Origin of the sequence: Actinokineospora sp. UTMC 2448 (assembly GCF_024760565.1) — a bacterium.
Classification (GTDB): Bacteria; Actinomycetota; Actinomycetes; order Mycobacteriales; family Pseudonocardiaceae; genus Actinokineospora; species Actinokineospora fastidiosa.
The window spans coordinates 3,229,052-3,250,748 of record NZ_CP031087.1 but is presented as its reverse complement, the minus strand read 5'-3'; the positions used below and the strand labels follow the sequence as shown (position 1 = coordinate 3,250,748).

Below are 21,697 nucleotides of genomic sequence, written 5' to 3'. Positions count from 1 at the left end.
ACCGTGTCCAGAACCCACAACCGGGTGCCCGACGCGCAGTCCGTGCCGCTGACCTACCAGCGCGCGCCGGACTGCCCGTTCGATCCGGCGCCGGAGATCGTCCGGCGGCGCGCCGAGGACCCGATCGCCCGCTTCCTGCTGCCCAGCGGGGACTCCGCGTGGCTGGTCACCCGGCACGCCGACGTCCGCGCCGTCCTCAGCGACCCGCGGTTCAGCAGCGTCCCGCCGCCGGACTCGCTGCTGCGCCCGCCCGACCCCGACGGACCGGCCGACGCGCCGCCGATCCCGCCCGGCATGTTCGTCGGCATGGACCCGCCCGGGCACACCCGGCTGCGCCGGATGGTGACCGGCGAGTTCACGGTGAAGCGCATGGACCGGCTGCGCCCGCGCATCGAGCACATCGTGGCCGAGCACCTCGACGCCATGGCGCGGGCGGGCGGGCCGGTCGACCTCATGAAGGTCTTCGCGCTGCCCATCCCGTCCCTGGTGATCTGCGAGCTGCTCGGCGTCCCGTACCGCGACCGCGACGACTTCCAACGGCGCAGCCGGATGGCCGTCGAGGTGGACGTGCGGCACGAGGACGGCATGGCCAACTTCATGGAGATGCACGAGTACATGGCGGGCCTCGTCGCCGCCCAGCGCGCGGACCCCGGCGACGACCTGCTCGGCATGCTGGTGCGCGAGCACGGCGACGACATAACCGACGAAGAGCTCATCGGGCTGACCAACATGCTGCTCAGCGCGGGCCACGAGACGACCGCGAACGTGCTCGCCATCGGCACGCTCCTGCTCATCCGACACCCGGAGCAGGCCGCTGTGGTCCGGGAGCGCCCCGAGGTCGTCGAGCACGCGGTCGAGGAGATGCTGCGCTACCTCTCCGTCGTGCCGAGCACGCTGGTCCGCACCGCGCTGGCGGACGTGACCATCGACGGCACGACCATCCCGGCGGGCGAGCACGTCATGGTCTCGCTCCAGTCGGCCAACCGCGACGGCGCCCGCTACCCGGACGCCGACCGCTTCGACCTCGCCCACGACCCGGAGCTGCACGTGGCGTTCGGCCACGGCATCCACCACTGCCTCGGCCGCCCGCTCGCGCGGATGGAACTGCAGGTGGCCTTCCCCGCCCTGCTGCGGCGGTTCCCCACGCTGCGGCTGGCTGTGCCGTTCGAGGACATCCGGTTCCGGCCCAACGCGGCCGCCTACAGCCTGGAATCCCTGCCCGTGACCTGGTGACCAGGCCGAGGAGCCCCTATGCGAGTCGCCGTCGACCAGGAAAGGTGCTGCGGCACCGGCAACTGCGTGATGATCGCCCCGGAGGTGTTCGACCAACGCGACAGCGACGGTGTCGTCGTCCTCCGCCAACCCCAACCACCCCCCGCCCACACCGCCCAGGCGCGCCGAGCCGCCGCCAACTGCCCCTGCGCCGCGATCAAGGTCAACGAGGACTGACCAGGGCCGCATTGTGTTCGACCGCGTGTCCCCGGCACTAGAACGGTCACTCAGCAACGATCGCTGAGCGCGGACAAGCCGCCGGGGCGGGTTCCCTCCCGCCCCGGCGGCTTCGGCCTGCCCGCCCTCACCCCTCGGGCGGCGCCGCCTCGAACGTCGGGATGTACTCCCGCTGGCAGATGAAGATCCCCTGGCAGTACAGGGTGGCGGTGTGCAGGCTCCACTTGTCGTTGAGCGGCTTCTTGCGCTTCGGCCCGTGGGTGATGAGCAGCCGCTCCGGCGGCGGGCCGTCGTAGGTCGGCATGTCCAGTGCGGCCAGGAGGCCGCCCACCTCGGCGGGCACCGTCACCGTGCCCCGGTACTCGTCGATCGGCTCGTACGCGACGTGCTCGAACTCGTAGTCGGGCAGCCGCATCGGCTCGTCGTAGATGTACGGGCGGGCGATCAGGTCGAGCTCGAAGGCGGCGCGGGCCAGCGGGTCCCGCGACCACCACGGCTGCCTGCGCACGAAGTCGGCCACCGTGGCGTCGAACTCGCCGCGGTGGGCGTGCAGCACCATGTGCGCGACCAGGCCGCTGTCGCGGATGTCGTAGTTCCCCAGGTTCTTCACCGACTCGGCGAAGTGCTGGCCGACGTGGGTGTCCAGCCTGCCCTGGAAGTACTCGACCGCGCTGGCGAAGAAGTCCTCGAAGGCCATGACCCCGGCGCGGTCGAGGTAGTTCGCCAGGTAGTAGAGCGAGCGGACGTTGTAGAACGCCTGGACGATGTAGGAGTACCAGACGCCCAGCTCGTACTCCGCCGAGTCGACCCACCGGGTGCTGACGACGATCTCCGCCTCGGCGATCTCGCTCGGCACCCGCGCGGTCCGCACGCCGAACACGTCGCGCTGCTCGTAGATGGGCGTGTTGTGCAACAGCAACTGCGGGTAGGTGATGATCACCTCGGCGGACAGCCTGCACAGCTCGGCGATGCCCTTGCGGTAGGACTGGAGCGTCTCGCCGGGCAGCGGCCAGATCAGCTCGACGTTGGAGTTGATCCCGCGCTCCCGCAGCGTCTGCTGCAGCGTGATGTAGGCGCTCAGCCGGATGTTGCTGCGCTGGATCTGGTTCAGCGTGTCCTGGTCCATGGACTGCAGCGAGATCGTCTGGCTGGTCACCATGCCGCCGTCGACGAACACCTGGGTGATCCTGGCCGTGCGGTCCGGCCGGTTCTTCGCCGAGGCCACGTCCACGCGGTACGGCAGGCCGTTCTTCTCCTTGCACGCCACGATGAACTCGGTGAACTCCACGTCGCGCGGCCCGATCCCCCAGTTCGCGTCCGCGATGAAGATGGAGTGGAAGCCGTTCTCCGAGATCCAGGTGATGTCCTGCTTCACCCGGTCGTCGTCGAACTTGTAGACCTTGTCGTTGGTCGCCGCGCCCCACGCGCAGAAGCCGCAGTTGAACGGGCAGCCGCGATTCGTCTCCAGGATCGCGAAGCTGTACTCGCGCTCCTTGAACACCCCGGTCAGGAACGGCGACGGCACCTCGGTCAGGTCCTTGATCCGCTCGGCCTTCGGCGTGGTGACCACCTGGCCGTTCTCCCAGAAGCTCAGCCCCTGCACGGCGCGCAGGTCCATCGTCCCGCTGATTACCTGTTTGAGGTAGGCGTAGAAGGTCCGCTCGCCCTCCCCGTTGCAGACGACGACGTTCTCCCGCTCCGGCGGGACGTACTTGGCCAGGTGGTTCATCACCTGCGGGCCGCCGAGGATGATCCTCGCGTCCGGCCGTTCCCGGTGCAGCTCTTCGAGCAGCCACTTGGTGGTGCCCATGTTCCACAGGTAGCAGCTGACCGCGTAGACGTCGCTGTCCCTGCCGATCAACTCCTCGGCGATGGCGTCACGATCGCTCTCGACGTTGCGCGAGACGATCTCGAACGAGCACTCGGCGGCGATCTCCGGATCCTGCGACGCGTACGCCTGGAGGTATCCGGTCGCGAGCGGCAGAACACCCTCGTAGGTGGTCAGTTCGACGAACGTGACTTTCGTGCCCATAGGTCCGACCTTCGCTTCATCGAGCCGATAAGTGCACAACGCGGGCGAACCCGGACAGAGGACCCACGGATGCCCCCTGCCGCACCGGGTCGCGGATGTCAGAAGTGCACAACCGTAGGACGCCCGCGAGCACGGCGACAAGCACGATTCCGTCGAACGCCTTCCGGCTCAACGGGTTCTAGGCGTCGGGCGGTGGCGCGCTGGGCGCCAGGCGGAGCTGGTTGGCGAGCAGTGCGGCCTGGACGCGGTTGTCCAGGTGCAGCTTCGTCAGCGTGCGGGAGACGTAGGTCTTCACCGTCGAGACGCTCATGTAGAGGCGTTCGGCGATCTCGGCGTTGTTGAGGCCGAGGCCCACGTGGCCGAGCACCTCGCGTTCGCGGTCGCTGAGCAGGTCGAGGCGGTCGGCGGCGTCGGGGAAGGCGGTGGGCGGGGTGAGCCTGCCCGCGATCCGGCGGAGGATGCGTTTGCTGAGTTCGGTGTTCAACACCGACGCCCCGCCGTGCACCGCGCGGACCGCGCTGATGAGGTCCTTGGGGGTGAGTTGCTTGAGCAGGAACCCGTCCGCCCCCGCGGTCAGCGCGTCGATCATGAGCTGGTCGTCGTTGAAGGTGGTCAGCGCCAGGACGTACGGCGGGTCCGGGTCCTTCTTGAGCCGCGCGGTGGCGGTGACCCCGTCGACGCGGGGCATCCGCAGGTCCATCAGCACCACGTCGGGTCGGCGGTCGCGGCAGACGGCGACCGCCTCGGCGCCGTCGGCGGCCTCACCGACCACATCGATGTCCCCGGCGGACTCCAGGATCGCCCTGGTCCCCGCGCGGATGAGGGTCTGGTCGTCGACGACGACCACCCTGATCACGGTGTCGGTCATCCTTCGCGCTCCCGGTCGGGCGGCGGCAGTTCCGCGCGCAGCACGAACGTGTCCTCGGTCGGGCAGGCGGCGAGGTCGCCGCCCGCCAGCGCCGCCTCCTCGGCGAGCAGCCGCAGCCCCCGGCCGGTGCCGGGCAGGGAATGGCGGTCGTGCGGGGCCAGCGGGCTGGTCACCGTCAGCCGGATCCGGTCGGCGGCGTGGGCGAGCCGGACGTCGGCGCGCGGCTCGTCGGCGTGCCGCAGCACGTTGGTCAGCGCCTCCCGGACGATGCGGTAGCACAGGTCCCCGATGGCCGTGTCGCACGCCTCGACGGTCTCGTCCACCGAGTAGGCCACGTCGACGCCGAGGGACCGGTAGTCGCGCACGAGGTCGGCGATGTCCGCGATGGCGAACCGCGTCTCCTCGGTGTCGGTCCCCGACAGCATGTCGAGCACCTCGGCGAGTTCCCCGACGGCCTTCTGGCCGACGCGCACGATCAGGTCGCAGCGGTCCCTGATGGACGCGGTGGCCGCGGCGTCGACGCTGATGGCGCCCGCCGTGGTCACCATCACGCTGACGTGGTGGCCGACGCCGTCGTGCATCATCGACGCCAGCCGGGCCCGCTCGGCCAGGCTGCGCTCCCGCAGCGTGCTCTCCCGCAGCCGCCGCTGGCGCTCGGCCGACTGCGCGGCGTGCCGCTCCCGGTCGAGGGACGCCTCCTCCAGGCTGTTCTTCGCCAGGCCCACGACGAAGGGCGCCACGGCGGCGAAGGACCAGTAGACCAACCCGTTGAACCCGCTCGCGGGCAGGCTGGCCTCGAACTCGAACAGGTGACCGGACGTCGCGACGGGCTCGAACAACGCCTGGTGGGCGGGCAGGACCAGCAGCACGCCCATGCTGACGACGGCGGGCAGCCAGCGCCGCCGCCGGGTCAGCGAGAAGGTCATCACGTAGACCGGGTAGGGCAGGTCCGTCACCACGAACGTGGCGCAGGCGACCACGACGGCCGCCCAGTCGTACTCCCGCCGCCACAACGCGACCACGATCGCGCACAGCGCGGCGATCGTGGCGAACGCGGCCGGGGACAGCGCGGGCGACGTGCGGTAGAGGCCGGTCAGCAGTCCCACGGCGGCGGGACCGGCGATCACCAGCGCGACCATGACGTCGCGCGCCCTGCGCGAACGGAACAGGCGTTGCCAATGTTCCACCACCCACACCATGGAAACACCCCGGCCGTGCCGGGGCGACTCACGCGATCCCGATCGGGTGGTGTCAACCAGGGTCCACAAGCCGGCGCGAGCCGTCACCGCGGGACGACGCGGGCAGGCGCCTGACCGAGGTCTCCTTGAGGAGACCAACCGCCCCCGGCTCAGGGAGACGACCATGACCATGATCCAGCAGGCCGCTCGACCCGCACGACCCACCCGCCGACGCCCGCCGGCCCGTCCCGCAGCACCGCGCCGCGGCGGCGCGGCGATGGTCCTGGGGTCGCGGCAGGAGATCCTCGCCCTCGCCCCGGTCATGCGCGAACTCCGCGACCTGGCCGGGGTCGTGCGCGTCAGGCGGACGGACCCCGCGATCCTCGGCGATGAGGGGCTGGCAGGCCCGCTGGCGGCCGTCGGCGCGGAGGCGGTGTCCAGGAGTTGCAGGCTCGCCGCCGCGATGGACCGGCTCGACCAGGTGTTCGCCGCCGACCGCCCGGACGTCGTGGTCGTGCGGGGCGCGACCGACACCGCGCTGGCGGGCGCGCTGGCGGCCCGCTCGCACGGCGTCCCGGTGGTGCACGTGGAGGCCGGGTTGCGCAGCCGGGACCTCGGTCAGCCCGAGGAGCACAACCGGGTGCTCGTCGACCGGGCAGCGGAGGTGCTGTGCGCGCCGACCCCGGTCACCGTCGCCAACCTGGAGGCCGACGGGCTGGGCGACCGGAACATCAGGTTGACCGGCACCACGACGGTGGAGTCCGTGCGCCACCGGCTCATGCCGGAGGCGCAGCGGCGCGCGGTCGTGCGGAAGTGGGGCCTGGAGCCCGACGGGTACGTGCTGGCCACCCTCGACCGCCCGGAGAACACCGACGACGAGGCACTGTTCGCGATCACGAACCAGCTCTCCGGGGTCGCCGAGGCCGGGTACCCGGTGGTGCTGGCCGCGCACCCGCGCACCAGGGCCGCGGCGATCCGCGCCGGGGTGCTGGCCTCCGGGATGAACGTGCGCGTGGTGAACCGGCTCTGGCACTCGGAGTTCCTCGCCCTGGCGCGGCACTGCGGGCTGCTGGTCTCCGACTCCGGTGCCGTGCAGGAGGAGGCGACCGTGGTGAAGCGGCCGATCCTGGTCGTCCGCCGGTCGACGGAGCGCCCCGAGGTGCTGCGGGACTTCGGCAGGCTCGTCGGACCGGGCGACGACATCACCGCGATCGCGCTGGACTGGCTCGCCGACGGCGAGCGGCGCGCCCGTCTGGCGGAGCTGCCGTCCCCGTTCGGGGACGGGCGGGGCGGCGAGCGCATCGCCGACGCGGTGCGCCACGTCGCCCTGGCCGCGCGCGGGTAGAAATGCGCGGCGCCGAAAGCGTGGTCTTGACCCCCATCGGGGGTATGTCCGGATATGCCCGACACGAAACCGAGCACGCTGCGCCACGAGCCGCGGGTCCTGTTGGCCGTCGTCCTCGCCGCGGTGGCGGCGTCGGCCGTCGGCGCCCGCGAGTACGGCACCTGGGTGCTGGAGGTCGCCCCCATCGGGCTGGCGCTGCTGGTCCTCGTGCCGACCTTCCCCCGGTTCCGCCTCACGCCGCTGGCCTACCGGGCGCTGGCGATCGCCGCGCTGCTGATCGCGCTGGGCGCCCACTACACCTACGCCGAGGTGCCGCTGGGCGAGTGGATGCGGGACTGGTTCGGCTTCGAGCGCAACCACTACGACCGGATCGGGCACGTCGCCCAGGGCGCCGTGGCCGCGATCGGGGTGCGGGAGCTGCTGGTCCGGCTCACCCCGCTGCGCGCCGGGTGGTGGCTGCTGGGCGTCACCACCCTCGTCTGCCTCGGCGTCAGCGGGGGCTTCGAGCTGGTCGAGGCCCTGGCCGCGGCCTTCACCGGGCAGGCGGGCCAGGACTACCTCGGCACCCAGGGCGACGAGTTCGACGCCCAGTGGGACATGACCTGCGCGCTGTTCGGGGCGCTGGCGGCCCAGCTGGCCCTCGGCCGGGTGCACGACCGGCAGATCGCGCTCGTCGGCCGGGAGGCGTAGTCAGACAGAGGCGTAGTCAGACAGGGGTCGACGGCGCCTGGCCCTCGTCGCCGTGCCGGTTGCGGGAGACGCGCACCCGCAGCCGGTCCAGCACCATCATGGACGGGCTCGCGGTGATGCCGTGGAGGACGATCGAGCCGATCACCACCAGGGCGACCACTCGCCAGATCGTGGCCTGCTCGCCGAAGTGCCCGTTCTCCAGGGCGTAGGCGACGTAGAACAGCGAGCCGATGCCCCGCACCCCGAAGAAGGCGATGACCAGGCGCTCCCGGGGGCCGGTCCGGCCCCCGGCCAGCCCGACCACGCCCGCCAGCGGGCGCACCACGAGCAGGACGGCCAGCGCGACCAGGACCTCCCGCCACCCGGTCCCCGCCAGCAGGCCGGTGACGGCCGCGCCGCCGAGCAGGAAGATCAGCAGCACCGTGAGCATGCGCTCGACCTGCTCGACGAACCGGTGCAGGACGCGCTGGTAGCCGTGCGAGCGCTCCCCCGCCCTGATCGTGCACGCGCACACGAAGACCGCGACGAAGCCGTACCCCTCGGCCAGCTCGGTGAGCCCGTACGCCAGGAAGGTGGCGGCCAGCGCGACGAAGCCCTCGGCGTGCTCGGCCAGTCGAACCTTCTCCGACGGCACGGAGAAGAACAGCTTGCGCAGCCCCCACCCGATGAGCAGCCCGACGAGGAGGCCGCAGGCGAGCCGCCACAGCACGTCCACCGCGAGCCAGTGCGGCGCCCAGGCGCTCGGGGCCGCCCCGACGAGGCTGATGGCCACCGCGGCGTAGGTGAAGGGGAACGCCAGCCCGTCGTTGAGCCCGGCCTCGGAGGTCAGCGCGAACCGCGCCTCGTCCTCCACCGAGCCCGGGTCGTCGGCGTCCTCCACCGGCTCGGCCACCTGGACCTCGCTGGCCAGCACCGGGTCGGTGGGGGCCAGCACCGCGGCGAGCAGCACCGACGCCGCCACGCCCCAGCCGAGCACGCCCCAGCCCAGCAGCCCGACGGCCAGCATCGTCAGCGGCATCGTGATGCCCAGCAGACGCCACGTCGACGACCAGCGCCGCAGGCCCAGCGGCCGGTTGAGCGCGAGCCCCGCGCCCATCAGGGAGATGATCACGCACAGCTCGGTGAGGTGGACGACGACCGTGCCGTGCCGGATCGGGTCGGGGTCGGGCAAGGGCTCGAACACCGTGAACGCGAGCGCGCCCGCGGCCAGGAACACCATCGGCATCGAGACCGGGGCCCGGCCCAGGACCCGCGGCAGCATCGCGGCCAACAGGGTCGCGACGCCGATCCCCGCGTAGGCGATCGCGCCCGGGTCCACCACGCGGCTCCTCTCCGCCGAAAGCCGGGCTGATCAGCGCCAGCCGCACTAGGGGCCAGTACCCCGCCAGGGCGGGAACGAACCCGAGTCCCGGGATGAGCGGACCGGCGTCAGGGGGTGTGTCGCGGCTCGGCCAGGGGTGCGCCCTTGACGGAGTGGAAGCCCGGCACCGAGGTCATGAGCAGCAGGCCGTCCCACAGCCTGCCCGCGTCCTCCCCGCGGGGGATCTCGGAGATGACCGGGCCGAACACCGCCACGCGCTCCACACCGGGACCGGAGACGGCGATCACCGGCGTGCCCGTGTCGGCGCTGACCAGCCGCACGCCCTCGGCGTGGGAGGCCCGCACGGCGGCGTCGTACTCGGTCGTCGTCCCGGCGGAGGCCAGTTCCCTCGGCAGCCCGGCCGCGGCCAGGGCGGTCTCGAGGTCGCCGAGCCAGTCGTCGGAAGCCCGGGCGCCCGCCCACAGCGCGGCGTAGAACCGGGCGAGCGCTTCCTGGCCGTGGAGTTCGGCCACCGCGGCGCAGACCCGGACCGGGACCCACAGGTAGCCGTCCGGATCGCCCTCCGGATCGTCATCGCGGTGCTCGTTGAGCACGGACAGGCTCATCACGTGCCAGCGGACCTCGACCGGCCGGACCCTGGTGACCTCCACCAGCCACCGGGAGGTGATCCAGGTGTACGGGCAGGACGGGTCGAACCAGATGTCGGCGACCCATGGTGCGGCCATGGCCGCAGCCTAGCTCCCACCGAGGGCAGCGCCCTTCCACCGCACGGCAGGCGGACTTGTCGGGTCGGTGGTGGCTCCTCGCGGTTTGCTGCACACTGAACAGCGCGTCGTCTGTGATCAACGGCCCACGCGGAGAATCGATGAACCAGCCCGACGACCGGTCGCGGGAGGTCAGCGCCGCCAGGGCGACGCTCACGGGCGCCAGGATCGCCCTGATCGGGACGATCATCGCCGCGCTCATCGGGGCCACGGCCACGATCACCGCGGCGCTGGTGCAGCACGACAAGCCCGACCCCACCGCCGTGCCCGCCCCCACCACCCGAGCGCCGACCAGCACCTCCGAGCAGCCCCCCAGCACCGCCGAGCAGACCACCGGCACCGCCGGGTCGCCCGCCAGCACGTCCGGAGGGCCCACCGGCACCACGACCACGGCGCCCGACGGCGTCACCTACCGGTGCACCGGGTCGGCGCCCCACGGCATCGCGATCTCCTACGGCTCGTCGACCAGCGGTCTGCAGGCCACCGGCCTGCCGTTCACCGCGCAGGAGAGCAGCGTCAGCCGGACAGCGCGGTACTACTCGATCCGAGCCCAGCTCCACGGCGGCGGCGAGGTGACCTGCACGCTCACCGTGACGGCCGCGGGCCGCACCACCACCAGCACCGGCACCGCGCGCGGCGGCTACAACCAGGCGACGCCCCAGGTCTGCGCCGACTACGAGCGCCGCTGGACCGCCTGCGGCTGACCACGACACCCGCCGTCCTCCCACCGCTCGGGCCGAGCCGACGTCCGGCAGCACCGCCTCCGCTCGCCGCCCGAGTCGGACTCCCACCGAACGCGCTCCGCCTGACCCCTCGGTGATACGCCGCCGAGTCGCTTGATCCGGGACCGCTGCTCGCACTTTCGGCTGATCCGGGCTGGTCCGCGGGCTCGTACCATGGCCCGGTGCGCGAACTGCTTCGCTCGGTGTGGCGGGAGCCGCCGCCTGTCCTGTCGACACCCCGGGTGTGGTGGGACTGGGCGCTGGTGGCCGTGCTGGCGCCGCTCGCCGTGGTCGAGGCGATGACCAAGTCCGGCCTTCACCACCGGGGACTCTCCGCGGTGGTGGTCGCCGGGCTGGTGTTCACCCTGCTGTGGCGACGGTCCCGACCACTGCTGATGGTGGGGATCGTATTCGGGGTGTTCACGGTGGTGTCGGTGGCCCTGGGACGCGAGGTCCCCGATCAGGACGTCGCGGTCTTCGTGCTGTTGCTGCCGTTCGCGTTGTTCCGGTGGGGGTCCGGGCGGCATGCCGTCCTCGGCGCGGCGATCATGCTGGGCAAGGTGGGGCTCTCGGCGGTGATCGGGCATCTGCGGCCGGTCGAGGCGCTGGGCGGGGTCACCGTGCTGTTGTTCGCGATGGCCCTCGGCGCGGCGGTGCGCTACCGGGCCTCGGCGCGGGCGCGGGCGGTGGACCAGGTGCGGCTGGTCGAGCGGGAGCGGCTCGCCCGCGATCTGCACGACACCGTCGCCCACCACGTGACGGCGATGGCGATCCGGGCCCAGGCCGGGATGGCCACCGCGGCGACCGATCCGACCGCCGCCGTCGACGCGCTCCGCCTGATCGACGCCGAGGCCGCCCGCGCCCTCGACGAGATGCGGGGCATCGTGCGGATCCTGCGCGCCGAGCAGCCCGACGACCTCGCGCCCAACCCCCGCGTTGCCGACCTCAGGCGGCTCGTGTCCCACAGTGGACCGGTCGTCGCCGTGGAGCTGCGCGGCGACGTCGACGACCTGCCGTCGCCGGTCGCCGCCGCCGTGTACCGCCTGGCGCAGGAGGCGATCACCAACGCCCGGCGGCACGCCCGGCACGCCACCCGGGTCGACGTGCGCGTGGTGGCCGATCACGCCGAGGTGCGCGTGCTGGTGAGCGACGACGGCGAAGCCGGGCACCTGTCCGGCGCCCCCGGCTACGGCCTCATCGGGATGCGCGAACGCGCGAACCTGCTCGGCGGCACCTGCGCGGCGGGCCCGGACCCGGACGGCGGGTGGACGGTCACGGCCGTGCTGCCCAGGGCCGGGGCGCGCGCGTGAGCATCCGCGTGCTGGTCGCCGACGACCAGGAGATCGTCCGCACCGGACTGGCCATGATCCTCGACGCCCAGCCCGACATCACGGTCGTCGGCGCGGCCGAGGACGGGCGGCAGGCGGTGGCGCTGGCCCGCCGCCTGCGGCCGGACGTGTGCCTGTTCGACATCCGGATGCCCGACGTCGACGGGATCGAGGCCACCCGCCTGCTCGCCGGGCCGACCGTCGACGACCCGCTCGCCGTGGTCGTCATCACCACCTTCGACCTCGACGAGTACGTCTACGCCGCGCTGCGCGCGGGCGCCCGCGGGTTCCTGCTGAAGAACGCGGGGGCCGACATGCTCAGCCGCGCCGTGCGCGCGGCCGCCGCAGGGGACGCGCTCATCGCGCCGAGCATCACCGCGCGGCTGCTGGCGACCTTCGCCCGGAACGGCCCCGCCGCTCCCCCGGCGCAGCCGGTCGACCCGCTCACCGAGCGCGAGGAGCAGATCATCGTCGCCGTGGCGAGCGGGCGGACCAACAACGAGATCGCCGACGGCTTCCACATCACGCTCAGCACCGTCAAGTCCCACGTGGCCAGCCTGATGACCAAGCTGGGCGCCCGCAACCGCGTCGAGATCGCCATGTGGGCCTACGCGACCGATCGCGTCCGGCCCCGCTGACGCCGAAAGCCCCGCTGACGCCGAAAGTACGACATCCCCGCAGCACCATCGGCGGACCCGCCGCCCGGCCGGATTCCCGATGATCGGCCCCGGCCGGATCGGCAGGATCGGGGCCATGACAACGCAACCCCTCGCCCGGCGGCAGTGGCGCGTGCCCGCCGCGCTGGTCCTGCTCAGCGCCGTCCCCGTCGTGGCGGGCATGGTCCGGACGGCCGAGCTGGCGTCCGGCGCCGAGATCACCGAGGCCAACGCCCGGTTCTTCGCCTCGCCCGTGCCGGTCCTGCTGCACATCGCGGGCGTGACCCTGTACTGCGTCGTGGGCGCCTTCCAGTTCGTCCCCGGACTGCGCGGCCGCCGGTCGGCGTGGCACCGGCTCGCCGGTCGGGTCCTCGTCCCCAGTGGACTCGTCGCGGCGCTGTCCGGACTGTGGATGACCTTGTTCTACCCGTACGGACCCGCCGTGGGCGACGTCCTCACCGTCATCCGCGTCATCTTCGGCTCGTTCATGGCCGTCGCGATCGTCCTCGGCTTCACGGCGGTCCGCAGACGCGACTTCGCCGCGCACCGCGCCTGGATGATCCGCGCCTACGCGGTGGCCATGGGCGCGGGCTCGCAGGCGGTGATCATCGGCGGCTGGATGATCGTGTCGGGCCCGCCCACGGTGCTGGCCAACACCCTCCTGATGACGCTGGCCTGGCTGCTCAACCTCGCCGTGGCCGAGCGGATCATCCGCGGGCCCGGCCGCGCCGCCGGGCGCGCGGCCCGCGCCGATCACCTGGTCAGGAGCTAGCCCGCCACGTCACGGACACGGCGGGAGGGCGGGCGAGAGCACCCACTGCCGCAGCAGCGGTCCGACGTCGCCGTAGCCCGCGCAGTGGGTGAGAAACACGTCCGTGGTGACGTGGCCGTGGCGGTGCGCGGCGACCCAGTCGGTGACCAGGGCGGTGTAGGCGGGGGTGCCCAGGTGGGTGTGGAGGGCGTGCAGGGTGAGCGCTCCGCGCAGGTAGACGCGCTCGTCGAAGAGGTTCGGGGTTCCGGGGTCGGCCAGAGGCAGGTCCTGCGGCAGGGTGGCGAGGGTCTGGTGGGCGCGGGCGGCGTGCCAGTGCGGCGGCTGGCCGCCGGATGCCGACGACCAGAGCCATTCCGCGTAGGTGGCGAAGCCCTCGTTCAGCCAGATGTGCCGCCAGTCGGCGATGGTGAGGCTGTTGCCGAACCACTGGTGCGCCAATTCGTGGGCTACCAGGCGTTCACAGCCTCGGTGACCGTCCACATGGTTCGCACCGAACACGGACAGGGACTGGGCCTCCACGGGAACGTCCAAGTCGGCGTCGGTGACCACGACCGTGTACTGCGGGAACGGATAAGGGCCGAACAGCTCGGTGAACAGCGTCATCATCCGCAGCTGGCGGGCGAAGTCGTGGCGCGCGGGGACGGTCAGGCGCGCGGGAGCGGCCAGGAGGAGATCGCCCGGCGAGCGGTGCAGCTCGTATCGTCCGATCTGGACGCTCACCAGATACGTCGGCGTCGGCTGGGGCAGCTCGTACACCCAGGTCGTCGTGCTCGCTGAGGTGCGGGTCGACACCAGGGTGCCGGTGACCAGCACCTGGTAGGCGGAGGCGGTCGTGACGGCGATGCGGTACGCCGCCTTGTCCGACGGATGGTCCTTGCACGGGAACCACGACGGCGCCCCGAACGGCTGGGACGCCACCAGGACGCCGTCGTCCAGGTGGTCCCAGCCGATGTCGCCCCAGTGGCTCCGGATCGGCGCTGGGTTGCCCGCGTAGCGGATCTCGACGGCGAACGCGGCGCCCTCCGGCACCGGCCGGGCCGGGGTGATCGTCAGCTTGCCGCCATGGTGGGCGTAACGGGCCTGCTTGCCGTCGACCGTCACCTTGGCGACCCGCAGCGGGGCGGCCAGGTCGAGGGTGAGACGGCGCAGCGGCCCGGCCGCGACGGCGGCGACGCGGGCGCGGCCGGTCAGCCTGCCCGGGCCCACCCGGTAGTCGATGGCCAGGTCGTACTCGACGACCCGGTAGCCGTCTCCCATGTCCCCATTCAACAGGACGACCACGCCGCGATCGGGTTGCCCAGCCACCGCGTGCCCGGGGGCACGGACTCCCCGCGCATGACCAGCGACGCCGGGCCGACGGTGGCCGCCGCGCCGATCGAGGCCCCCGGCAGCGCGATCCCGTGCGGGCCGAGGGTGGCGCCCGCGCCGAGGGTGACCGGGCCCAGCGCCATGATCCGGTCGTGGAACAGGTGCGTCTGCACCACGCAGCCCCGGTTGACGGTCGCGCCCGCGCCGATCCGCACCAGGTCGGCCTCCGGCAGCCAGTACGTCTCCACCCAGGCGCCCGCGCCGACGCGGGCGCCGAGCCCGCGCAGCCACAGCGCCAGCAGCGGGGTGCCCTGGGCGACCGGCGCGGCCCACCGCGCTCCGAGCACCTCCACAAAGGTGTCGGCCAGCTCGGCCCGCCAGACGAACGGGCTCCACAGCGGCTTGCGGGTCGCCCGGAACCGCCCGACCAGCAGCCACTTCGCCGCGATCGACAGCACGCAGGCCACGACGCCCGCACCGGCGAGCAGGACGCCCGTCGCCGCGGCCGCCCATCCGCCCCACACCTCCGCGAGGGCCAGGTACCCGGCCGCGACCAGCACGGCCAGCGCCACCGACAGCACGACGGGCACCAGGCGGCACAGCTCGACCAGCGCCCTGGCCACCACGAGCCGGGTCGGCGGGGCGAAGGTGGTGCTCTCGTCGCCGTCCTCGGCGGTGCGCGGCAGCCGGATCGGCGGCATGCCCAGGTAGGACGTGCCCGCCTTGGCCTTCTTCGGCGTGGACGACAGCACGCCGACCAGGCCGCGGTTGGGCACCTTGCGCCCGGCGGCGGCCATGCCGGAGTTGCCGAGGAACGCCCGCTTGCCGACGCGCGCGGTGGCCACCCGCAGCCTGCCCCCGCCCAGCTCGTACGACCCGACGAGGGTGTCGTCGGCGAGGAACGCGCCGTCGCCGACGGTGGTGAGGCTGGGCAGCGCCAGCACGGTCGAGGCCTCCACCCGCTTGCCGACCCGCATGCCCAACGCGCGCAGCCACGCGGGCGTGGCAAGGCTGGCGTAGAGCGGGAACAGGGCGTCGCGGGCCAGGTCCATCAGCCGCTCGGTGGTCCACGCCTGCCAAGCGACGCGGCTGTGCACGGGGTGGTCACCGGGCCGCAGGCCGATGGCGAGCAGCCGGACCGACACCAGCACGATCAGCGCGTACGCCGCCAGGAACGCGATCGCCGCCAGCGGCGCGGCGAGCAGCGCCGAGCCGAGCGCCGCGCCGAGACCCGGCGCCCCGGAGACGGCGTGACCGAGCACGAGCAGCGCGGGCACGGCGGCGACCGCGGGCAGCAGGCCGAGCCCGATCGACGTCAGGCCGTAGCCGAGCACCCAGCCGCGACGGCGGACCGGGCGCGGGCCGCGGCGGGCGGCCCGGCCGGCGCGGGTCGCGGGCGAGCCTGCCCACCGCTCGCCCGCCGGGACGGTCCCCGTGACGCCGGACCCGGGCGCGACCTCGGCGCGCTTGCCGATCCGGGCGCAGGGCAGCAGCGTGCTGCGCGCGCCCACGACCGCGCCCGCGCCGATCCGGACGGTCCCGATGTGCAGCAGGTCGCCGTCGAGCCAGTGGCCGGACAGGTCGACCTCGGGTTCCACGGCCGCTCCCCGGCCCACCCGCAGCAGACCGGTGACCGGCGGCGCGGAGTGCAGGTCGACGTCGTCGCCGACGCGCGCGCCCAGGGCGCGGGCGTAGAGCGTGAGCCAGGACGCGCAGCCGATCCCGGTGACACCCGCCAACTCCGCGATCCGCTCAGCGGCCCAGAGTCGCATGTGGACGCTGCCGCCGCGCGGATAGGCGCCCGGGGCAACGCCGCGCAGCAGCAGGCGGGCCGCGCCCGCGGCAAGCCCGATCCGCCCCGGTGGGGACAGGAAGACCACCCAGCCGACCGCGATCACCCACCACGGGGTCGTCGGCGCCCAAGCGGTCCCCAGCAGGTTGCTCAGCGCGGCGAGCACGACGGCCCAGCGGGCGCCGACCAGGGTCAGCAGGGGGATGGTGAGCAGCGTCTGGACGATTCGCGCCGATCGCGGGGTGGGGACGACTTCGCGGGTTCGCTGCCGGTCGGTCCCCGCGACCGATTCGACCAGCGCGGCGAGGGCGCCGAGCGTCGGGTGCTGGTAGAGGTCGGCCACGGCGATGCTGGGGTGCGTCGCCCGGATCCGGGAGACGAGCTGGGCCGCGGCGAGGCTGCCGCCGCCCGCGGCGAAGAAGTCGGCGTCCGGGCCGCTCGGGCCGATCCCGACGACCTCGGTCCAGCGCTCGGCGAGCCAGGCCTCGGTCGCCGACAGCGGCACTGCGACCTCGGTGGTCTCGGTGGTGGTCAGCGGCCAGGGCAGCCGGTCGCGGTCGACCTTGCCGGACGTGCGGGTGGGCAGGGTGTCGACCTGGGCCAGCAGCGGCACCAGCGCGACGGGCAGGGCGGCGGTCAGCCGCTCGCGCGCGGCGTCGGGGTCGAAGCCGGGTTCGGCGACGACGTAGCCGACGAGCAGCTGCGCGCCCGCCGCGGTGGCGCGGATCGCCGCGGCCGCGCCCGCGACGCCGGGCAGCGCGGCGAGGGCCGCGTCGACCTCGCCCAGCTCGACGCGCCTGCCGTGCAGCTTGACCTGCTCGTCGGCGCGGCCGAGGAAGACAAGGCCCTCGGCGTCGCCGCGGACGAGGTCGCCGCTGCGGTAGGCGCGCCGCCAGCCGAGGGTGGGCAGCGGGGCGAACTTCTCGGCGTCCTTGGCGGGATCGAGGTAGCGGGCCAGCCCGGCGCCGCCGATGACCAGCTCCCCCGAGCCGCCCATGGGCACCGGCTCGCCGTCGGCGTCGACGACGGCCAGCTCCCAGCCCTCCAGCGGAAGGCCGATGCGGACCGGGCCGGAGCCGGTCAGCCGGGCGGCGCAGGCGACGACCGTGGCCTCGGTGGGGCCGTAGGTGTTCCACACCTCGCGGCCGGGAGCGGCCAGGCGCGCGGCCAGCTCCGCGGAGCAGGCCTCCCCACCGAGGATCAGCAGGCGCACGGCGTCCAGCGACTCCACCGGCCACAGCGCGGCCAGCGTGGGGACGGTCGAGACGACGGTGACGCCGCGCTCGACCAGCCACGGGCCGAGGTCGACGCCGGAGCGGACCAGCGACCGGGGCGCGGCCACCAGGCACGCGCCGCGCCGCCAGGCCAGCCACATCTCCTCGCAGGACGCGTCGAAGGCCACCGACAGCCCGGCCAGCACGCGGTCGCCCGGCCCGATCGGCGCGTCCGGCAGGAACAGGTCGGCTTCGGCGTCGACGAACGCGGCGGCGGAGCGGTGGCCGACGGCGACGCCCTTGGGCCTGCCGGTCGAGCCGGAGGTGAAGATGATCCACGCGTCGTCGTCCGGCGTGGGACCGCCCGGCGCTCCCCCGGCCGGTCCGCGCAGCGCGAGCGCCCGGCCCTCGCCGATGACCGCGCACACGCCCGCCTCGGTGAACACGGTCTCGGCCCGCTCGTCGGGGTCGTCGAAGTCGACCGGCACGTACGCGGCCCCGGCGCTGAGGGCGGCGAGGATCGCCACGTAGAGGTCGGCGGTGCCGGAGGGGACCCGGACGCCGACCCGGTCGCCGCGGCCGACGCCCGCACCGGCCAGCACCGCGGCCAGCCCGTCCACCTCCGCGAGCAGTCCGGCGTAGTCGAGGACGCTCGTGCCGTCGTCGAGCGCGGGCGCGTCCGGGTGGCGCGCGGCGGTGGCGGCGAGGATGTCGACAAGGGTGCGCGGCGGGCTCTCCGCACCGGACCGGAAGACGGCGCGCTGGGCGAGAACGGGAACGGTCATCGGTGGCGTGCGCCTCACTCGGGCCTGGAGAACAGCGACAACCGCAGGACATTACCCGGTCTTGATCGCCGCTGTCGCGTCGGAACACCCCCTTGGTGCGCGGCGTCACACGCCCGAACGGTTGCGCCACAAGGACTACCGGATCGCGACCCGATATCGTCAACCGATATTCCTTGCCCTCCCGGGATTCTAACTCGACTCGGCCTTCGATATCGGCATCCGATATCATGGGGCGATGGACGTCCTCCGCGAGTTCCACACCGGCGCGCTGCGGCTCCGGGTGCTCCACCACGCCGCCGAGACCCCGGTGCACGGGGCCTGGCTCGCCGAGGAGCTGGCCGCGCGCGGACACCGGGTCTCCCCCGGAACGCTCTATCCCCTGCTGCACCGCATGCAGGAAGCGGGTCTGCTCAAGTCCACCAGCGTCGTCGAGGCGGGCAGGCGCCTGCGCCGCTACCGCACCACCAAGCGCGGCAAGCGCCTGCTCGCCGACTGCCGCGCCGTCGTCGCCGAACTGGCCCGCGACCTCGGCTGACCTCGCCCGTTCACGGAGTAAGCCGCCGTCGCGGGGGCGCGGTGCTCGCCCGCACCACCAGCTCGGTCGGCAGGACGACCCGACGCTGGCGGTCGGACAGCCCCCTCGACAGCTCCACGACCAGTTCCGTCGCGATCGCCGCCATCTCGCCCAGCGGCTGCCGGACGGTGGTCAGCGCCGGGATCATGATCTCCGCGGGCGGCAGGTCGTCGAACCCGACAACGCTGAGGTCGTCGGGTATGCGCAGGCCGAGGGCGTGGGCGGCCTGGTAGACGCCGAGCGCCTCACCGTCGTTGCTGGCGAAGATCGCCGTCGGCGGCTCGGGGAGGCGCATCAGCGCCGTGGTGTGGCGGTAGCCGTCGACGATCCGGTACTCGCCCTCGCGGATCAGCGCCGGGTCGACGGGCAGGCCCGCCTCCTCCAGGGCCGCGCGGTAGCCGTCCAGGCGGGCGCGGGCGGAGAGCATCGGACCGCCGGTGATGACGGCGACGCGGCGGTGTCCCAGGTTCACCAGGTGCCGGGTCGCGGCCAGGCCGCCGCTCCAGTTGTCCGCGCCCACCGAGGGCACGCCGTGGGCAGGTTCGCCGGTCGGGTCGACCAGCACGAACGGGATGTCGCGGCTGGCCAGCTGCACCTGCTGCGCCGAGGTGAGCTCGGAGTACACCATGACCACGCCGGTCGGCCTCCGGGTGAGCACGGTGTCGGTCCAGCTGCGGCCCGGCTCGTGCCTGCCCTGCAGCTGGGTCAGCACGATGGACAGCCCGTGCGCCCGGGCTGCCCGCTCGACGCCGTTGAGCACCGAGACCGGGTAGGGCCCGGCGAGCTCGTGGAAGACGACCTCCAGCAGCTGCGCCTTCGCCTGCCGCTTCTGCCTGCGGTACCCGTGCCGTTGGATCACGGACTCGACCATCGCCCGGGTGTCGGAGGCGACCTCCTGGTGGCCGTTCACGACCTTCGACACGGTCGCCGTCGACACCCCGGCCAGCTCCGCGATCTGCGCGAGGGTGAGCACACCCTGGGCCTCACCTGCGGAATCGGGGGCGTCGGTCATGGCGGGAGTCTATCGACCGCGCGTCCGCTCCCCCCGGGCGCAGTGCGCCGCCGTCGTTGACGCCGCCGGGTTTCGGTGGATAAATTGATCCGCGAAGTTCCGGCCATTCGTCCGAAAGTTTCAGAAGCGACCGGAGATCCCGCAGTTTCCGCCCCAGCCTGCGCCCGGCGCGGATTGTTAACGCTAACACTCGGTCGTGGAGTGCCGGAACCCGGCAACGAGAGGAGCGTGCCCATGGTCGGCACGGAGAAACCCACCACGAAGACACGCACGAGGACATCCACCCCGAGGACATCCACCCCGAGGACACCGATGCGGAGACGGCACAGGCTCGCGGCGCTGGCCGCGGCGGTCATCACCACCCTGGTCGGTGGCCTGATGATCGCGGGCGCTGCCCCGTCATCGGCGGCGTCGGTGGACACCAGCGCGTGGTACGTGCTGGTGAACCGCAACAGCGGCAAGGCGCTCGACGTCTACAACCTCGCCACCAATGACGGCGCCCGCATCACCCAGTGGACCCGCAACGACGGCAACTGGCAGCAGTGGCAGTTCGTCGACTCCGGCAACGGCTACTACCGGCTCCGGTCGCGGCACTCGGGCAAGGTGCTCGACGTCCACAACTGGTCGACGGCCAACGGCGGGGCGATCGTGCAGTGGGCCGACACCAACGGGACCAACCAGCAGTTCCGGCTGGCCGACTCCGCGGGCGGCCACGTGCGGCTGATCAGCCGCCACTCCGGCAAGGCCGTCGAGGTGCAGGGCGCCTCCACCGCGGACGGCGCCAACGTGGTCCAGTACGACGACTGGGGCGGCGCCAACCAGCAGTGGCAGCTCGTGCGGGTCGGCGGCGGTCAGCCGACCACCACGACGCCCCAGCCCGGCGGCGAGCTGCCCTCGTCGTTCCGCTGGTCGTCCAGCGGCGTGCTCGCAGGCCCGAAGTCGGACGCGCAGCACGACATCGTCGCCATCAAGGACTACTCGGTCGTGCGGCACAACGGCAACTGGCAGGTGTACGCCACCACGGCCAGCAGGCAGGGCGGCTGGAACCTCGCGCACTTCCAGTTCCCGGATTGGGCGCAGGCCGCGGCCGCGCCGCACACGTTCCTCGACACCGCGTCCGGCGTCGGACCCGGGTACCGGGCCGCGCCGCACGTGTTCTACTTCGCGCCGCAGAACCTGTGGTACCTCGTCTACCAGACCGGTCTGCCGAGCTACTCGACCAGCAGCGACCCCAGCAATCCCCGGTCCTGGTCCGCGCCGCGCAACTTCATGAGCGCCGAGCCGGACATCGTCCGCCGGAACAAGGGCAACGGCCACTGGCTCGACTTCTGGGTCATCTGCGACACCGCGAACTGCCACCTGTTCTCCAGCGACGACAACGGGCACATCTACCGCGCCCAGACCTCGCTGGCGAACTTCCCCAACGGCTTCGGCAACACCGTCATCGCGCTGCAGGACTCGAACCCGTACGGCCTGTTCGAGGGCACCGCGGTCTACAAAGTCGGCGACAGCGGCCAGTACCTGCTGCTGCAGGAGGCCATCGGCTCCACCGGCCGCTACTACAAGTCCTTCGTCTCCACCCGCATCGAGGGTCCCTGGACCCCGCACGCCGCGAGCGAGTCGAACCCGTTCGCCCGCACGAGCACCACGACGTTCCCCACCGGGCAGTGGACCCGCGACATCAGCCACGGCGAGTTGCTCAGGGCGGGCAACGACCAGACGATGCCAATAACCCCGTGCCGCCTGCAGTTCCTGTACCAGGGCCTGGACCCGAGCGCGGGCGGCGAGTACTCGCAGCTGCCCTACCGCATGGGCCTGCTGACCCAGACCAACTCCCCCTGCTGACGTTTCGGGTGAGGTCCCGGAGGGGAGGCCGTCGCGCCTCCC

At 73.0% G+C, this 21,697-nt stretch carries 18 protein-coding genes; 10 read left to right on the top strand and 8 right to left on the bottom strand.

Annotated elements, in window-relative coordinates; translation table 11 throughout:
- Nucleotides 1-3 precede the first annotated feature (3 nt).
- The gene (locus Actkin_RS14940; protein WP_258907667.1) at nt 4-1,233 is read left to right on the top strand and encodes a cytochrome P450; all 1,230 of its coding nucleotides are present in this window, start codon (nt 4-6) and stop codon (nt 1,231-1,233) included.
- A gap of 18 nt (nt 1,234-1,251) precedes the next feature.
- Entirely contained in the window at nt 1,252-1,449 is a 198-nt protein-coding gene (locus tag Actkin_RS14935) for a ferredoxin (RefSeq protein WP_258907666.1), read from the top strand.
- 127 nt (nt 1,450-1,576) lie between these two features.
- On the opposite strand, the gene Actkin_RS14930 is transcribed toward Actkin_RS14935, so the two are convergent.
- From Actkin_RS14930 to Actkin_RS14920, 3 genes are all read right to left on the bottom strand, one after another.
- The gene (locus tag Actkin_RS14930; protein WP_258907665.1) at nt 1,577-3,481 is read right to left on the bottom strand and encodes a B12-binding domain-containing radical SAM protein; all 1,905 of its coding nucleotides are present in this window, start codon (nt 3,479-3,481) and stop codon (nt 1,577-1,579) included.
- A gap of 178 nt (nt 3,482-3,659) precedes the next feature.
- Nucleotides 3,660-4,349 carry a response regulator transcription factor gene (locus Actkin_RS14925; protein ID WP_258907664.1) on the bottom strand — a complete coding sequence of 230 codons (690 nt, stop codon included), beginning with the start codon at nt 4,347-4,349 and terminating at the stop codon, nt 3,660-3,662.
- The gene (locus Actkin_RS14920; RefSeq protein WP_258907663.1) at nt 4,346-5,548 is read right to left on the bottom strand and encodes a sensor histidine kinase; all 1,203 of its coding nucleotides are present in this window, start codon (nt 5,546-5,548) and stop codon (nt 4,346-4,348) included. The genes Actkin_RS14925 and Actkin_RS14920 overlap by 4 nt, the downstream gene beginning before the upstream one ends.
- A 163-nt stretch (nt 5,549-5,711) precedes the next feature.
- On the opposite strand from Actkin_RS14920, the gene Actkin_RS14915 reads away from it, so the two are divergent.
- Both Actkin_RS14915 and Actkin_RS14910 read left to right on the top strand, forming a co-directional pair.
- Nucleotides 5,712-6,872, top strand: coding sequence for a UDP-N-acetyl glucosamine 2-epimerase (locus Actkin_RS14915; RefSeq protein ID WP_258907662.1), 1,161 nt, complete (start codon nt 5,712-5,714; stop codon nt 6,870-6,872).
- Between the two features lie 54 nt (nt 6,873-6,926).
- Nucleotides 6,927-7,562 carry a DUF2238 domain-containing protein gene (locus Actkin_RS14910; protein WP_258907661.1) on the top strand — a complete coding sequence of 212 codons (636 nt, stop codon included), beginning with the start codon at nt 6,927-6,929 and terminating at the stop codon, nt 7,560-7,562.
- A gap of 16 nt (nt 7,563-7,578) precedes the next feature.
- Here the strand turns inward: Actkin_RS14910 and Actkin_RS14905 are convergent, their stop codons facing one another.
- Nucleotides 7,579-8,880: a cation:proton antiporter gene (locus Actkin_RS14905; RefSeq protein WP_258907660.1), complete on the bottom strand. Its 1,302-nt coding sequence runs from the start codon at nt 8,878-8,880 to the stop codon at nt 7,579-7,581.
- 110 nt (nt 8,881-8,990) lie between these two features.
- Nucleotides 8,991-9,608, bottom strand: coding sequence for a DsbA family protein (locus Actkin_RS14900; RefSeq protein WP_258907659.1), 618 nt, complete (start codon nt 9,606-9,608; stop codon nt 8,991-8,993).
- A gap of 140 nt (nt 9,609-9,748) precedes the next feature.
- On the opposite strand from Actkin_RS14900, the gene Actkin_RS14895 reads away from it, so the two are divergent.
- From Actkin_RS14895 to Actkin_RS14880, 4 genes are all read left to right on the top strand, one after another.
- Entirely contained in the window at nt 9,749-10,351 is a 603-nt protein-coding gene (locus tag Actkin_RS14895) for a hypothetical protein (RefSeq protein ID WP_258907658.1), read from the top strand.
- A 200-nt stretch (nt 10,352-10,551) separates the two neighbouring features.
- Nucleotides 10,552-11,679: a sensor histidine kinase gene (locus Actkin_RS14890; protein WP_258907657.1), complete on the top strand. Its 1,128-nt coding sequence runs from the start codon at nt 10,552-10,554 to the stop codon at nt 11,677-11,679.
- Nucleotides 11,676-12,335, top strand: coding sequence for a response regulator transcription factor (locus Actkin_RS14885; protein WP_189214194.1), 660 nt, complete (start codon nt 11,676-11,678; stop codon nt 12,333-12,335). The genes Actkin_RS14890 and Actkin_RS14885 overlap by 4 nt, the downstream gene beginning before the upstream one ends.
- A gap of 115 nt (nt 12,336-12,450) precedes the next feature.
- Nucleotides 12,451-13,125: a DUF2306 domain-containing protein gene (locus Actkin_RS14880; RefSeq protein WP_258907656.1), complete on the top strand. Its 675-nt coding sequence runs from the start codon at nt 12,451-12,453 to the stop codon at nt 13,123-13,125.
- A gap of 9 nt (nt 13,126-13,134) precedes the next feature.
- On the opposite strand, the gene Actkin_RS14875 is transcribed toward Actkin_RS14880, so the two are convergent.
- The gene (locus Actkin_RS14875) at nt 13,135-14,382 is read right to left on the bottom strand and encodes a M1 family metallopeptidase (protein WP_258907655.1); all 1,248 of its coding nucleotides are present in this window, start codon (nt 14,380-14,382) and stop codon (nt 13,135-13,137) included.
- An 8-nt stretch (nt 14,383-14,390) separates the two neighbouring features.
- Nucleotides 14,391-18,224, bottom strand: a complete 3,834-nt coding sequence (locus tag Actkin_RS14870) for a Pls/PosA family non-ribosomal peptide synthetase (protein ID WP_258907654.1) — start codon at nt 18,222-18,224, stop codon at nt 14,391-14,393.
- A gap of 235 nt (nt 18,225-18,459) precedes the next feature.
- Here Actkin_RS14870 and Actkin_RS14865 point away from each other — a divergent pair, with 235 nt between their 5' ends.
- Complete coding sequence (locus Actkin_RS14865) at nt 18,460-18,759, top strand: PadR family transcriptional regulator (RefSeq protein ID WP_189214190.1); 300 nt, start codon at nt 18,460-18,462, stop codon at nt 18,757-18,759.
- Nucleotides 18,760-18,769: 10 nt separating this feature from the next.
- Here Actkin_RS14865 and Actkin_RS14860 read toward each other — a convergent pair whose 3' ends face one another.
- Complete coding sequence (locus Actkin_RS14860) at nt 18,770-19,810, bottom strand: LacI family DNA-binding transcriptional regulator (protein WP_258907653.1); 1,041 nt, start codon at nt 19,808-19,810, stop codon at nt 18,770-18,772.
- Nucleotides 19,811-20,122: 312 nt separating this feature from the next.
- Here Actkin_RS14860 and Actkin_RS14855 point away from each other — a divergent pair, with 312 nt between their 5' ends.
- Nucleotides 20,123-21,655, top strand: a complete 1,533-nt coding sequence (locus Actkin_RS14855; RefSeq protein WP_258907652.1) for a non-reducing end alpha-L-arabinofuranosidase family hydrolase — start codon at nt 20,123-20,125, stop codon at nt 21,653-21,655.
- Nucleotides 21,656-21,697: the final 42 nt, after the last annotated feature.